Origin of the sequence: Asticcacaulis sp. SL142 (assembly GCF_026625745.1) — a bacterium.
Classification (GTDB): Bacteria; Pseudomonadota; Alphaproteobacteria; order Caulobacterales; family Caulobacteraceae; genus Asticcacaulis.
This window is the reverse complement of sequence record NZ_CP113061.1, coordinates 1,498,921-1,512,381: the sequence shown is the minus strand read 5'-3', so window position 1 is coordinate 1,512,381 and position 13,461 is coordinate 1,498,921. Positions and strand designations below refer to the sequence as shown.

Sequence of the window (13,461 nt, the reverse complement as noted above, 5' to 3'; positions counted from 1 at the left end):
ACAATTAAGATGTACACGAGAAATATCATGTCAGTCAGACGCTCAAAACTTATGAAATCGGTGGTGCTGGCCCTGCCCATCGCGGTGCTGTCCGTCGCGGGTCTGTCGGGGTGCGGGCCACAAGCCGATAAGGGCAAGACCGAGGTCAAGGCCCCGCCGACCCCTTATGCCGCCATCGCCAACGGTAAGGTCGACGTCGAAGGCGGGGTGATCGAAGTCGCTGCCCGCCGTGCCGGTGTCGTCGATGAAGTCTATGTGCAGGAAGGGGATGCGGTCACCAAGGGCCAGATTCTGGCCAAACAAGAAGATGACGCCGCCCGCCTGACCGTTGCCCGTGCTGCTGCTGCCGTGCAGGAATCGACCGCTGCCATGCGCCTGACCCAGGTGCGGATCGATACGGCTAAACGTGAATATGAGCGGTATAACGCTCTGGCTAAGGACAATTTTGTGTCCGGCACCAAGATCGACTCGACCCGCGACGCTATCCGTGAGGCCGAAGCGACTTTGGCGTCCCAGCAGGCCGGGGTGGCAACCGCCCGCGCGTCATTGGCTCAGGCGCAGTACGATCTGGAGCAGACCCGCATTATCGCCCCGGCTGATGGCCGCATTGTGCGCCGCTATGCCAATCCGGGCGCGGGGGCATCGACCCTGAACGTCTCGACCATGTTTGATCTGGAGCCCAAGACCGAGCGCATCATCCGCGCTGAAATCGTCGAAAGCGCCATCCCCGACGTGACGGTCGGTCAGGAAGTCGAAATCATCCCCGAAGTCGAGCAAACCAAAACCTATGTTGGCTCGGTCAAGCGCATTGCCGCCACCTTTGGGGCGCGCAAGTTGAAATCCGACAGCAATACCGAAGCCTCCGATGAACGCGTGGTTGAGGTGGTGGTCACCGCCAACGACGCCCCGTTCCTGATCGGTCAGCGCGTGCTGGTCAAGTTCATGAAGCCCGGTGAAAAGGCAGGCATTAAGCGTGAGGCCCCTAAGCCGGTTGATCCAAAAGCCAAGAAATAAGTTTCAGTAAGCGTAGTGTTTCTTTCGAGCCAACTGCCCCCGTGCCCAACAAAGGCCGGGGGCTTTTTTTCGGCCCGCTTATTGCACAGCCTCACCGTTGGATATTTAAGAGGTTGTATGAGCAGCGATTCCCGCCCCCGCGACAGCAAAGATGAGCCTGCCCTACGCAAAGGCGCGACCAGTCTTGATGTGCTGCGGTTTCTGGCGGCGGGCTTTATTCTGATCTACCACTTCGGCCAGAATGCGCCGGTGATACTGCCGGAGCTATCGCCGCTGTTTGATCAGGGTTGGCTGGCGACCGATTTCTTTTTGATCCTGTCGGGCTTTGTGCTGTCGCGGGCGTATGGGGCGCGACTGGCCGCCGGGCGCATCACGACGGGGCCGTTCATGATGCGCCGAATCGGGCGGTTGTGGCCGTCTCATATGGTGGTCTTGCTGTTGCTGGCGGTGCTGATCGTCGGGGGAACGGCGCTCGGTTATCCGCCGAACCATCCTGAAAAATACAGCCTGATCGACTTTGTGTCTCAGGTGTTCATGGTCCACGGCTGGGGCGGATTTGAGGAGCCGGGCTGGAACGTACCTACCTGGACCTTGTCGGCCCTGATTGTCTGTTACGCCCTGTTTGCGCTCTATGCCCGCCATGTGCAGGCCATGTCACGCGCGGGATTGGCCGCGCTTTTGACGGCGGTTATGGTGGCAGCGTTTGCGGGGGCACACGCTGTCGACCATGCTTTTGCCGACCTGCCATTCCGGTTTGCCCTGATGCGGGCGGTGCCGTTGTTTGTAGCCGGCAGCCTGATTGAGCGGTTGTTGGCCCCCGTCAGTATAGGCAAGCCGGCCTTTTTTGCGGGGGTAGCGGCGGCGGTTCTGGCGATTTTGAACCTTGAACTTCACGGCCGGGGTCTGATCAGTGATGCGATAGGTCTGTCGCTGCTGGCGGCCCTCATAGCTCTTGGCGGCGCGGTGAGTTTGCGCGGCAATTCCCTGACCCATCAGATGGGGCGGGCGTCGTTTTCGTTGTTCCTGACCCATTCGCTGGTGGGGGCGGTGTGGTTTGCGCTGATCCCGAAAGTCACAGATCGTTTCGAGCTGTCCGTGACCGCACAATGGGCCGTCTGGGGCAGCGGGATTGTCACCGCCATTGTGGTTGCGTTTGTATTTGAGGCCGTGGTTGACCGGCCCTTAAGCCAGCGGGTGCAAAGGTGGCTCAGTAGTGGTAGCGGCACTGGGCGATGATGATTATTGCGTCTGTTACCTTGTAAACCAGACGATGTTCCTGATCGATCCGGCGTGACCAGTAACCTGACCACTCGTGCTTGAGGGCTTCCGGCTGACCTATGCCTTCAAACGGATGGCGTAACACGTCCTTGATCAGGGCGTTGATCCGCTTGACCTGAGCCTTATCGGTAGACTGCCAATAGATGTAATCTTCCCAGCCGCGGTTTGAAAAACCGATCATTCGTCTTCGATCAGATCGCGTACAACGAAGTTGCCCGCTTCAATTTGGGCTATGGATTCCCTTAGTCTTTCCGCGTTTTTCGGGCTGGCCATCAGATAGGCTGTTTCCTGCCAGGACGCGAAATCCTCCAGTGACATGACGACCGCTGGACGACCGTTCTGACGCGTAATCAGCAGCGGCACATGATCGTCATTGACCTTATCCAGCATATTGGCCAGATCAGCGCGAAATGTGGAATAGGTGACGTGTTTCATGGCAAAATCCTTGTACTTATTTTTGTACAATAATTTGCCATGAAACACAAGGTCGTTGAATTAAACCGCGTCCAGTCCGATATCGAACACAGGCGCTGAGTGGGTCAGGGCACCGATCGAGATGATGTCGACACCGGCCTCAGCAATAGCGCGCACGGTATCGAGGTTGACCCCGCCCGACGCTTCAAGGATCGTCTTGCCCTTAGCCAGTTTGACGGCTTCCTTGAACATATCGAGGGTGAAATTATCGAGCAGCAGAACGTCGGGTGAAAATGGCAGGGCCTGTTTTAACTGAGCGATAGAATCGACTTCCAGTTCGATCTTCATAAGGTGACCGGCGGCGGCCTTGGCGCGTTCCATGGCCTGAGCCACACCGCCACAGACGGCGATATGGTTGTCTTTGATCAGGATGGCGTCATCGAGGCCGTAACGGTGATTATGGCCGCCGCCGCATTTGACGGCGTGCTTTTCTAAGCCACGCAACAGAGGCGTGGTCTTACGGGTACAGGCGATGCGGGCGGGCAGATCGGAAATGGAGGCGACAAATTTGTGGGTCAGGGTCGCCACCCCGGACAGGTGGCAGAGCATATTCAGCGCCACGCGCTCAGCGGCCAGAATGGCGCGGGCATTGCCTTCGACGCGGGCGATGACATCACCGGCCTTAACGTGGGTTGCATCCGGTGCCACGATCTCAAAGCGCACCTGATGATCCATCAAGGCCATAGCCAGACGGGCGCAATCGATACCGGCAGTGACGCCATTGCCGCGGGCGCGGAACTCCGCCTTAAAGCGCGCCTTGGGCGGGATACAGGCCATGCCGGTGACATCACCCGCCAGCCCCAGATCTTCGCGCAAAGCATCGCGGATAACAGGCTCGACCAATATGTCGGGCAGACCCGTCATCATGCTTAGGGCCTTGGCGGGGGCTACGGCTTTGTCCATCAGAAGATCTCCAGTTGGGGCTCCGGCAATTTCGGGCGACACTGTGCCCAGGTGGTGAACGTCCTAAGCGGCGGATCACTAAGCTGGGGGAAGTCGCTCCGGTAATGAGAACCCCGACTTTCCTTTCGGCGCAAGGCCGAAAGTGCAATCAGGCGCGCATTTATCAGTGCCAGCGACCCGGCATATTGGTTTTCGAGGTCTTCGATCTGATTTAGCAGGGTTTTTAAGCCGGTTTCATCGCGCACAACCCCGGCGTAGTGGCTGATGGCGTCACGTAAGGCTTGCAGATTTTCCGGCGGGAGCGTGGGCGGCAGGGCCGGGATGACCGCGGCGGCGGTGTCCGGTGTGAATGGCGCATCGCTTAGGGTCTGGGCGCACTCTAGGCCGACCCGCTCCCCAAACGCGGCGGCTTCCAAAAGGCTGTTGGACGCCAGACGATTGGCGCCGTGCACGCCGGTCGAGGCACATTCGCCGACCGCATAAAGACCTCTTAATGAACTGCGGCCATGGATATCGGTCGATATCCCGCCCATGTGATAGTGGGCGGCGGGGGCGACGGGCATGACCTGGGTACGGGGATCGATGCCGACGCTCTGGCAGGAGGCGAAAACGGTCGGGAACTCGGCCGGGAAGTGGTCGCCAATCGCGGTGGTGGCGTCAAGGTACGCGCCGCGGCCAGTGACATTGGCCTTATGGACCGCGCGGGCCACGATATCGCGTGGGGCCAGTTCGCCGTCCTCATGGTCTTCGAGCACAAACCGGATGCCGTCTTTGTCAATCAAAGTTGCACCTTCGCCGCGCAGGGCTTCGGTCGCCAGCGGTGCGGGCTCGAGGCCGACATTAAGCGCGGTCGGGTGAAACTGCACAAACTCAGGGTCAGCGATCACCGCACCCGCAAGGGCGGCCATCGCCATACCGTCGCCGCGCAGGTTGGGCGGGTTGGTGGTGACGGCATAAAGCCCACCCAGCCCTCCGGACGCCATGACCGTGACCGGCGCATAGACGTGCAGGGTTTTGCCCTCGTAGCTTACGACCGCGCCGATGACCACGCCGTCGATGGACGTGATCAGGCCGGTGGCAAAAGCCTGCTCCCAGATCTCGATATGGGCGGCGTTACGCGCGGCTTCGGCGACGGCGGTCAGGATGGCCTTACCGGCCAGATCACCACCGACGCGGGCGACGCGCGCCAGACCGTGGGCGGCTTCGCGGTTCAACACGAAAGAGCCATCGGGCTTGCGGTCAAACGGTGCGCCAAGGTCAGACAGGTGCTCAACCACATGGCGGCCCATTTCAGTCAGGGTCCTGGCGGCGAGCGGATCGACGATACCGGCTCCGGCATCGAGGGTGTCTTTAGCGTGGGCTTCGGGGGTGTCCTGATCAGACAGGGCGGCGGCGATCCCGCCTTGCGCCCAGGCCGACGAACAGGCCACGCCCAGGGCGACCGGCGCCAGCACCAGCGTCTTCAGCGGCGCGGTGTATAGGGCGACGGACAGCCCGGCTAATCCTGCGCCGATCACCAACGGGCCGTTATGAATATAGGTCTCAGGCATTAGTGCCTCCAGCGGCCCTAGCGGCCCTGATATATTTAAGGGGTGTGGGGTCCGTGACCCCACTTAACTAATCAGTTCAACATCAACGTGGTGGCGGGCCTTGATCATGTCGTAGCGCGCGGGGACTTTCAGAGGCGGCATGTCGATCATGCGCTGAACGGCCATACGGGCCTTGTCGATGATCGCGGGATCGACGGTGACTTCATACTGACGATGCAGCAGCGACTGATAGATACCGTCAAGCGTAATGCGCTTCATGTGCGGGCACAGATTGCATGGCCGCAGGAACTCAACGCCTTCGACGTCGGCGGCAACATTGTCGGCCATAGAGCACTCGGTCACCAGTACAACCTGCTTGGGCTTATGGTCGGTGACATAGTCGATCATGGCGGTGGTCGAGCCGGTAAAATCGCAGGCGGCAATCACGTCCGGCGGGCATTCAGGATGGCCCAGCACAATCGCATCCGGATGGGCGGCGCGCACATCGGCGATGTCGGAGGTATTAAAGCGTTCATGAACTTCGCAAGCGCCTTTGTAGGCAATGATGCCGATGTTCGTCTGGCGCGCCACATTGCGGGCCAGGAACTCATCCGGCACCATGATGACGCGGTCGACGCCCCATTCGCGGGCAATGTGCTCGACGACCTGCACGGCGTTGGCCGAGGTGCAGCAGATGTCGGTTTCGGCCTTCACATCGGCGGTGGTGTTGACGTAGGTGACAACCGGCAGGCCGGGATAGCGCTGCTTGATCAGGCGCAGTTGGTCACCGTTAAGCGATGACGCCAGCGAACAGCCGGCGCGTAAGTCAGGGATCAGCACGGTCTTTTCAGGCGCCAGAATCTTAGAGGTTTCGGCCATGAAATGCACGCCGCCCTGCACGATGATCTCGGCCTTGGACTTGGCCGCTTCGCGCGCCAGACCGAGGCTGTCGCCTACATAGTCGCCCACGCCGTGGAAAATCTCAGGCGTCATATAGTTGTGGGCCAAAATGACGGCGTTCATGTCGCGCTTGAGGCGATTGATCTCAGAGATCAGCGGGGCCTGAAGCTGCCACTCGATGGGGGAGACTTTCCCTTTGAGGCGCGCATATATATCAGCGGTGTCGGCCTCGACCTGCGGCGTGAAGTCCAGCGCCACAGGCGGGGCCTTAGCGGCGGGCGTGAACTCAAGGGTAGTCGAAGGCATGGGCTTCTCCTGTACAACCGCAAGGGCAACACCTTATGCTCAATTTTAGCATAAGGTGTCATTAAAATAGTCCTATCTTCGAACTATTCAAGTGCAATTTAGCAGAGGTGCGTACAAATATGACGATGCGGTGACATGTCGCACCCTTTAAGCATCGGTTTTTTATGGTTCATTTCGGGGGATGCCGAAGGATTTAATTGCATATTTATGTGGGCATTATCATATATCCCATACCGGATTCATAAGGAGATAAACCCATGGCCGCTTCCAAAGCCTCCGCTGTCGATCACGACAAAAAAGTCGCCCACGAACTGTCGAAACTGCTGGCCGACAGCTATACCCTGTATCAGAAAACCCACGGCTACCACTGGAACGTCACCGGCCCGACCTTCTCGTCGCTGCACGCCCTGTTCATGGAGCAGTACACCGAAATGTGGAACGCGATCGACGATATTGCCGAACGCATCCGTGCTCTGGGCGAACTGGCCCCGCAGTCGGGTTCGGCACTCGGCAACCTGACCTCGATCAAGGACGGCGATCCGACATTCTCATCCGAAGAGATGCTGAAAGATCTGAAATCAGGCCATGAGACGGTCATCGCCACCCTCAAAAGCGTGGTCGAGCTGTCGGAAGAGGTCGGCGACGTGTCGTCGGCCGATCTGGCCACTCAGCGCCTGACCGCCCACGAAAAGCACCTGTGGATGATCAAGGCGACGCTGTCTTAAAGCTTTAGAAGTCCCCCTGTTGCCAAGAACTTAGGAAGCGGAGCTTCGCATTGCCTGTGCGATGCGAAGAGGGGGTATTCTTCACTTGAATCATCCCTCGGTTTGAAATTTTTAACGCGCATTTGGGCCCGAAAACCGTTTCACACTTTTCGGAATGCGCTTAGAACCGAGGGATGATCTTTATCACCTCTCGCATCTCTGTTGACGAAGCTGAACTGACGGAAAATTTCGTCCGTTCATCGGGGGCGGGCGGGCAAAATGTCAATAAGGTCTCGACCGCCGTTGAACTGCGGTTTTCGATTTTTGAGAACCTGACCATCCCCTATGACGTTAAGATGCGGCTGATTAAGCTGGCCGGTCGGCGTGTCACACAGGAAGGCGTGCTGGTGCTGTTTGTGCAGACTCATCGCACGCAGGACATGAACCGCAAGGCTGCCCGCGAACGCTTTGTCGAGCTGCTGCAAAAGGCCGCCGCACCCCCGCCGCCGCCGCGCATCTCCACCAAGCCGACTTACGGCGCCAAACAGCGTCGATTGGTGGGGAAATCCATTCGCGCCACCGTTAAATCCAACCGCCAGCGACCGCAAGATGAAGATGACTGATATCCGACCCGCAACCGCCGCCGACATCGACGGCCTTTATCAGCTTTACCGGCAGGTGGCCCGCCAGGGCGAGGGCCTTGCGCGGACCGAGGCTGAGATTTCACGCGCCTATATCGAAGGCTTTGTTACGCAGGCGCTTGAGCGTGGCCTGATCCTAGTGGTTGAGGGGGAGGCTGGCCTTACAGGATCGTTGCATGCCTATGCGCCGCAGCCCGCCCAGTTTGGTCACTGCCTGTCAGACCTGACGATAGCCTTAAGCCCCGATGCGCAAGGCATGGGGCTGGGGCAGCGATTGTTTGAAGCCTATATTGCGCGGGTGCGTGGCCAACTTTCGCACATTAACCGCATTGAGCTGATGTGCCGCGAAAGCAATATCCGCGCGCTGAAACTCTATGATCGTCTGGGATTCGTCACAGAAGGCCGCCTCAAAAACCGGGTACGCAAGTCCGATGGTACCTTTGAGTACGACCTGATCTTAGGGCTCAGCCTTTAGGCGATGTCGCCTGAATCTGGTAACGAAAAAGGGCCTGTGGAAACAGGCCCTTTTTATATTTAGTACGCCCCGATCTTGGCGGTGTTTTCGGTGTTGTGGCCCTTATGGTGGTCTTCTTCGGCCAGCAGGCGCACGGCCTCCAGAGCGGCCATGCAGCCCATACCGGCGGCAGTCACGGCCTGACGGTAGACATCGTCGGTCACGTCACCTGCGGCGAATACGCCCTCAATCGCTGTCTTTGGCGTGCCCGGTGTGACGCGTAAGTAGCCGCTGGAATTGGTTTCAAGCTGACCGGCAAACAGTTGCGATGACGGCGCGTGCCCGATCGCGATAAAGACGCCGTCCAGCGGGATTTCGTACTTTTCGCCGGTCTCAACGTGTTTCAGGCGCACACCGGTGACACCCATCGCGCCAAATTCATTGGTGTCGCCCAGAATCTCGTCAATACCGACATTCCAGATCGGTTCAATCTTAGGGTCAGCCAGCAGACGTTCCGTCAGGATTTTCTCTGAACGCAGTTCTTCGCGGCGGTGGATCAGATAAACCTTGGAGGCAAACTTGGTCAGGAACAGCGCTTCTTCGACGGCGGTATTGCCGCCGCCGACGACGGCCACGACCTTATTGCGATAGAAAAACCCGTCGCAGGTAGCGCACGCCGAGACGCCAAAACCCTGATAGGTTTTTTCTGACTCCAGCCCCAGCCACTTGGCCTGCGCGCCGGTTGAGATGATGACGGTTTCGGCCAGATAGGTCGCGCCGGTTTCGGTTTCCAGCAGGAATGGACGCTTAGACAGGTCAGCCTTGACCACGATATCATTGATGACTTCGGTGCCCATGTGCACGGCCTGGGCCTGCATTTGATCCATCAGCCATGGCCCCTGAACCACCTCCGAAAAACCCGGATAGTTTTCGACATCGGTGGTGATAGTAAGCTGGCCACCGGCCTGCGGGCCTGTGAACACCACCGGATGCAGAAGGCCGCGCGCGGCATAGATGGCGGCGGTCCAGCCGGCGGGGCCGGAACCAATGATGGCGCAACGCAAAGGACGGGGCAGGGACATGGAGTTATCTTCTGATCAGACGTGAAATGGATTCGTGTAAACTTACGCAATGGGTCTTTAGATAGGTATCGGGGGCGTGATTGTCATCCGTTAAGATGATGTAGCTCGTGATTTTAGTAACGCGAGCACGGTATCAGCGGCGCGGTCAGTTTCATTGAGCGGTGTGTACGACCATGAGCGCAACTCACCATTAAACGGACGCGCGGCGCCATAGTCCTGAAGGGCGCGGTGGAACGCATCGAACTTGCGCGTCGATTTAAGGGCGGAGCGACGATCCATGCTGAGGATATGAATCGGCTTCCCCGTAGCGGCGGCTTCGACGGCCATATTGATCGAATCTTCGGTGACTAAGGTGTGGTCGGCTTTGTGCAGGAACGCGAAATAGGGATTGTCGCCGTCGCCGGTATAGATCAGCCCCGGCAGGTCTTTGAGGGCATTCACCAATATGTCGCGGGCGGTCTCAGGGGTGCGACGGGAAATGGTCAGCAGCAGCGTGCCTTTGGTGGCTATGACGGCACGACGGATATCGGCGGCCATGGCTTCGGCGCGGTCGGGGCTCAGGTCATGGGACTTGGATTTGCCACCGATCAGGACGGTAACAAACGGGCCTTTGATGCCTTTGAATCGCTCTGCCCACGGTTTAAATTCGGTGGCCAGCCGTTGTTTGGTGATGCGGTGGGGCGCGCCCAGGATTGACAGGACATTATCGCCTGCGACCTGATCGTGTTGAGGGGCGATGACCAGATCAAAGGCGTTCAGGTTTTCGCGCGGATCCTGAAGCTGCACCACCAAGGTCTTGCCTTTCGAGGCGGCTTTCTGGCGCAGAGAATGGGGCAGGGTGGCGCGGCCAGCGGCTATCCAGATGTCAGGGTAGGGCGGGCCGATCGGATCGGAATCGCGTTTCAGCATCTGATCCGGCCATAGTTTCATAAACGTCGGCCAGCGATCAAACAGGCGGCGATAACGGATATGACGGGTGACGATCTGAGCGTGGGTTTTGCGCGCAATGGCCTGTGCCAGCCCCAGTACCTGATTTTCGATGCCCGCACGCCCGTCCGACACCGCCCAGATGGTCAGCGGCCGCCCTTCGGGAATATGCAGGGTATCGTCACCAAATATTGGCATTTCGTCCTCTAGTACAGGCCCCCACCACCACATCTCAATCGCTTTGCGATCTCGTGCGGTCCCCCTCCCCGGCACGCCGGGGAGGTATAAAAAGCCAAAGACTTGCGTCGGGCCGCCCCGAGCAAGTCTTTGACCTTAATACATTCCGCGAAAAACGTATTGAGGCGCAGCCTCAAACTTTTTTGCGATCAGGCTAGATCCATTCGACCTTGAGGATCTCATAGGCCTTAACGCCACTGGGGGTCGGGACTTCGACGACATCGCCGACTTCCTTGCCCATCATGGCGCGCGACAAAGGCGAGGTCAGCGAAATCTTGCCCGATTTGACATCGGCCTCATGCTCACCCACCACCTGATAGCGGCCTTCTTCTTCGGTGTCTTCGTCAACGACGGTCACGGTCGCGCCGAATTTGATGTTCTCACCCGACAGCTTGGTCACGTCGATGACCTGAGCGCGGCTGATCTTATCTTCGATCTCAGCGATTCGGCCTTCGATCCAGCCCTGACGCTCTTTAGCGGCGTGGTATTCGGCGTTTTCAGACAGGTCGCCGTGCGAGCGCGCCTCAGAGATCGCCGCAATAACGGTTGGACGCTCAATAGACTTCAAACGCTTCAATTCTTCGTCGAGGGCGCGATAGCCTTCGCCCGTCATCGGCACTTTTTCCATGTGCGATTGATTTCTTAAATGCACCCAGAGGAATAACAAAAAGAATTCACGTCCGGTCGAGGGTGCCTACGACCGAAGTGAAAGATAGATACGGTTTATGCCGGTTGCAAGCCATCTTAGCGACTAAAATGCACAAGGCGCATCCAGCGGCATTCATCCGGGGGCGGCCTTATATCGCGTTTTACGTTACGGTTAAACCCCTTAAATTTCGCACGAAGTTCAAGGCTGTTTTCTTAAGCCGCCTTGAGGCTGAAACCCGAAATCTTAAGCCGGAGGTGTTCGGGCTTCATGTCTTTTTGAGGGGCCTTTGGCGTGCTGAGCACAAAGCGGATGTTCAAGGTTTGGGACTGAGCCGCCACGGCTTGCGGTATATTTACAGAATAATCGATATCCTTTTTCGGCATGTCGAAATGACCGACTTTTACGCCATTGGCAAAGACGTCGACCTGAGCGGCTTTCATGGTACGGGCGTTGATATCGAGGGTCATGGCGGTAAGGGCGGGGGTCGGCAGTGCCAGATTCACCTCAGCCCTTGGCCCTTCGGTCCACACGCCGACCCGCTCTGGCAACCGCCAGCCCGGACCAAACAGGCACGCCGCCGGGCTGTCCCAGGTTATGGTGTGGGGTTTATTGATCTCAAATGTCGGCGCCTGCGGAATGGTCTTGAGCCCGGTTTCAAGTCCGAGCGGTGGGATGATCCAGATGCCGTCCAGTTCGCGCAGGCGATGCTCGGCCCCTTTGGGTGCCGGGCATTTATTCAGCATGACATAAAGATGGCGCGGATTGAGCTGACCGCTCTGGTAGCGCTTATACTCCTCATACTCCAGCGCGGCCTGACTGAGGTTTTCACGGGCGGCATACATGGTATTGACCGGCACTTTGTTCGAGACGGCGTGCATGGTCACTTCGTAAAACAAGGGCTGATTACTGTGAACGGACGGGGCCTGAAACGACACCAGATCGCTGTCTTTGATCAGTTTGTCCCACTCCGGGCTGGTGGCGATTGTATAGACCGTCCGGTCCGATGCGCGCGCGGTCAGGCCTTTGATCTGAGTGGTGAAACCGGCGATGTCCATAAATTGCAGAACGATAGCTGCCGATAAGACGATGGCCATGGTCTTGGGCCGTGACCGGTACAGCGTCAGCAGCGCCAGAAATACCATAAGATAGGCGATCGGCCAGAACAGACGGCCTGATGCCCGCACGATGTTGAACAGGTCTTCGAGAAAATCCGGCAAAGGCAGTTTCAGGATCAGAATGTCATAGATCTGAATCTTGTTCGATATGGCCAGCACCAGCAGCGCGATCATTGGCCATTTCAGCGGGCGGGCCTTGATCAGCATCTCTTTGACGGCGCGCGACTCTTCCGATTTGCGGTAGAGCCAGATGGCCGCCCCGATCAGGAACAGCAAGCCAAGGCCCAGATATTGAAAGCCTTCAAAGGATTGCCCTTCGTCCTGCTGAACCGACAGGAAGGGCAAGAGGAAGGATTTGTTGGACGGATTGAACGGCGCATCCAGCCCCATGGAATAGAGCCCAAAGCCGCCACTTTTGGCGCTGGAGCCCGAAAAGGCGCCTGAAATCGCAAGGGCTGCTATGGGTGCTAGCAGGTTCACGGCCATCTTAAGGCCAGAAACGCCAAGGCCCTTAACGTCTTTGGCCTGCCACTGCGGGCCAAGAACCCGCAGCCAGTCCGCACCCCAGATGGCCAGGACCATGACCAGAATATAGGGATGGATGAACCCGCATAGAGCCAGCAGCCCGCTGTAAGCGATCCATTTGCGCTTTTCGCCCTCGACCTCAAAGAAAATATAGATCGCGCCCAGAATCAGCCAGTGTGCCACCAGCGTGTCGTGGCCGATGCGCCCGTAAAGCGTCGGCAGCAGGGTCAACAGCACGGCCCCGGCCAGTGCTGACCACGGCCCCGGTGCATGGCGCGAGACCAACCTGTAGGCAATGACATAATGCAGGCAGATACACAGCAAAAACCACGGGCCGATATACTGGAAATAATCCGGCAATAGCGGTGAGATCAGCTTGAACGGGAAAGCCAGAAACGGATTGGAGTCGGTGTAGATGACACTCTGACCCGTCGGGTAGCCCAGAAGGTTCTGATGGTTAAAGCCGTCGGCACCGTTACGATAGGCGTGCCAGCCCAGAAAGTGCTGCGCCCAGTCCCCGCGCATCAGCCAGCCAACATTGGTCGGATCAAGTATGTCTGGCGTGAAGAACAGTAGAAACAGCAGGATCGGCGCAGTGAATTTCAGAACCGTATGGTACGGCGCAGAGCTATTATCGGGCATGACATCAGACTTAAAAAAACAGCGAACGAATGCGGGGGCGCAAACGAAGTTCGCTGGATTTAGCCCAACAATGCTACGGTA

14 protein-coding genes are annotated in these 13,461 nt (G+C 58.1%); 5 read left to right on the top strand and 9 right to left on the bottom strand.

Translation table 11 applies throughout. The features are described 5' to 3' along the window. Positions 1–27: 27 nt before the first annotated feature. Entirely contained in the window at positions 28–1,014 is a 987-nt protein-coding gene (locus OVA03_RS06920) for an HlyD family secretion protein (RefSeq protein ID WP_267527401.1), read from the top strand. Between the two features lie 117 nt (positions 1,015–1,131). After that, a complete protein-coding gene (locus OVA03_RS06915) occupies positions 1,132–2,250 on the top strand; it encodes an acyltransferase family protein (RefSeq protein ID WP_267527400.1) in 1,119 nt (372 codons plus the stop codon). Here the strand turns inward: OVA03_RS06915 and OVA03_RS06910 are convergent. The 5 genes from OVA03_RS06910 to nadA form a co-directional block, all read right to left on the bottom strand. Beyond that, a complete protein-coding gene (locus OVA03_RS06910) occupies positions 2,222–2,473 on the bottom strand; it encodes a Txe/YoeB family addiction module toxin (protein ID WP_267527399.1) in 252 nt (83 codons plus the stop codon). The genes OVA03_RS06915 and OVA03_RS06910 overlap by 29 nt on opposite strands. Next, the gene (locus OVA03_RS06905) at positions 2,470–2,727 is read right to left on the bottom strand and encodes a type II toxin-antitoxin system Phd/YefM family antitoxin (RefSeq protein ID WP_267527398.1); all 258 of its coding nucleotides are present in this window, start codon (positions 2,725–2,727) and stop codon (positions 2,470–2,472) included. The genes OVA03_RS06910 and OVA03_RS06905 overlap by 4 nt, the downstream gene beginning before the upstream one ends. A 60-nt stretch (positions 2,728–2,787) precedes the next feature. Beyond that, a complete protein-coding gene (gene nadC, locus OVA03_RS06900) occupies positions 2,788–3,669 on the bottom strand; it encodes a carboxylating nicotinate-nucleotide diphosphorylase (RefSeq protein WP_229807597.1) in 882 nt (293 codons plus the stop codon). Then, positions 3,669–5,219 carry an L-aspartate oxidase gene (locus tag OVA03_RS06895; RefSeq protein ID WP_267527397.1) on the bottom strand — a complete coding sequence of 517 codons (1,551 nt, stop codon included), beginning with the start codon at positions 5,217–5,219 and terminating at the stop codon, positions 3,669–3,671. Before OVA03_RS06895 ends, nadC begins: the two co-directional genes overlap by 1 nt. 63 nt (positions 5,220–5,282) lie before the next feature. Beyond that, the gene (gene nadA / locus OVA03_RS06890) at positions 5,283–6,404 is read right to left on the bottom strand and encodes a quinolinate synthase NadA (protein WP_267527396.1); all 1,122 of its coding nucleotides are present in this window, start codon (positions 6,402–6,404) and stop codon (positions 5,283–5,285) included. A gap of 257 nt (positions 6,405–6,661) precedes the next feature. Between nadA and OVA03_RS06885 the strand changes: the two genes are divergently transcribed. From OVA03_RS06885 to OVA03_RS06875, 3 genes are all read left to right on the top strand, one after another. Further along, positions 6,662–7,129, top strand: coding sequence for a Dps family protein (locus OVA03_RS06885; RefSeq protein ID WP_267527395.1), 468 nt, complete (start codon positions 6,662–6,664; stop codon positions 7,127–7,129). Positions 7,130–7,302: 173 nt separating this feature from the next. Beyond that, positions 7,303–7,731, top strand: a complete 429-nt coding sequence (arfB, locus tag OVA03_RS06880) for an alternative ribosome rescue aminoacyl-tRNA hydrolase ArfB (RefSeq protein WP_267527394.1) — start codon at positions 7,303–7,305, stop codon at positions 7,729–7,731. After that, positions 7,724–8,224 carry a GNAT family N-acetyltransferase gene (locus OVA03_RS06875; protein WP_267527393.1) on the top strand — a complete coding sequence of 167 codons (501 nt, stop codon included), beginning with the start codon at positions 7,724–7,726 and terminating at the stop codon, positions 8,222–8,224. Before arfB ends, OVA03_RS06875 begins: the two co-directional genes overlap by 8 nt. Before the next feature lie 59 nt (positions 8,225–8,283). On the opposite strand, the gene trxB is transcribed toward OVA03_RS06875, so the two are convergent. The 4 genes from trxB to OVA03_RS06855 form a co-directional block, all read right to left on the bottom strand. Continuing rightward, positions 8,284–9,285, bottom strand: coding sequence for a thioredoxin-disulfide reductase (gene trxB / locus OVA03_RS06870; RefSeq protein WP_267527392.1), 1,002 nt, complete (start codon positions 9,283–9,285; stop codon positions 8,284–8,286). Positions 9,286–9,375: 90 nt separating this feature from the next. Beyond that, the gene (locus tag OVA03_RS06865; RefSeq protein WP_267527391.1) at positions 9,376–10,410 is read right to left on the bottom strand and encodes a mitochondrial fission ELM1 family protein; all 1,035 of its coding nucleotides are present in this window, start codon (positions 10,408–10,410) and stop codon (positions 9,376–9,378) included. A 193-nt stretch (positions 10,411–10,603) separates the two neighbouring features. Next, positions 10,604–11,077: a transcription elongation factor GreA gene (gene greA / locus OVA03_RS06860; RefSeq protein ID WP_267527390.1), complete on the bottom strand. Its 474-nt coding sequence runs from the start codon at positions 11,075–11,077 to the stop codon at positions 10,604–10,606. Positions 11,078–11,310: 233 nt separating this feature from the next. Next, entirely contained in the window at positions 11,311–13,380 is a 2,070-nt protein-coding gene (locus OVA03_RS06855; RefSeq protein ID WP_267527389.1) for a DUF6311 domain-containing protein, read from the bottom strand. Positions 13,381–13,461 lie beyond the last annotated feature (81 nt).

Excerpts from the sequence above, each read along its gene's own strand:
- OVA03_RS06920 (WP_267527401.1), top strand. The coding sequence starts at position 28 with ATGTCAGTCAGACGCTCAAAACTTATGAAATCGGTGGTGCTGGCCCTG.
- OVA03_RS06915 (WP_267527400.1), top strand. The coding sequence starts at position 1,132 with ATGAGCAGCGATTCCCGCCCCCGCGACAGCAAAGATGAGCCTGCCCTA.
- OVA03_RS06910 (WP_267527399.1), bottom strand. The coding sequence starts at position 2,473 with ATGATCGGTTTTTCAAACCGCGGCTGGGAAGATTACATCTATTGGCAG.
- OVA03_RS06905 (WP_267527398.1), bottom strand. The coding sequence starts at position 2,727 with ATGAAACACGTCACCTATTCCACATTTCGCGCTGATCTGGCCAATATG.
- nadC (WP_229807597.1), bottom strand. The coding sequence starts at position 3,669 with ATGGACAAAGCCGTAGCCCCCGCCAAGGCCCTAAGCATGATGACGGGT.
- OVA03_RS06895 (WP_267527397.1), bottom strand. The coding sequence starts at position 5,219 with ATGCCTGAGACCTATATTCATAACGGCCCGTTGGTGATCGGCGCAGGA.
- nadA (WP_267527396.1), bottom strand. The coding sequence starts at position 6,404 with ATGCCTTCGACTACCCTTGAGTTCACGCCCGCCGCTAAGGCCCCGCCT.
- OVA03_RS06885 (WP_267527395.1), top strand. The coding sequence starts at position 6,662 with ATGGCCGCTTCCAAAGCCTCCGCTGTCGATCACGACAAAAAAGTCGCC.
- arfB (WP_267527394.1), top strand. The coding sequence starts at position 7,303 with ATGATCTTTATCACCTCTCGCATCTCTGTTGACGAAGCTGAACTGACG.
- OVA03_RS06875 (WP_267527393.1), top strand. The coding sequence starts at position 7,724 with ATGACTGATATCCGACCCGCAACCGCCGCCGACATCGACGGCCTTTAT.
- trxB (WP_267527392.1), bottom strand. The coding sequence starts at position 9,285 with ATGTCCCTGCCCCGTCCTTTGCGTTGCGCCATCATTGGTTCCGGCCCC.
- OVA03_RS06865 (WP_267527391.1), bottom strand. The coding sequence starts at position 10,410 with ATGCCAATATTTGGTGACGATACCCTGCATATTCCCGAAGGGCGGCCG.
- greA (WP_267527390.1), bottom strand. The coding sequence starts at position 11,077 with ATGGAAAAAGTGCCGATGACGGGCGAAGGCTATCGCGCCCTCGACGAA.
- OVA03_RS06855 (WP_267527389.1), bottom strand. The coding sequence starts at position 13,380 with ATGCCCGATAATAGCTCTGCGCCGTACCATACGGTTCTGAAATTCACT.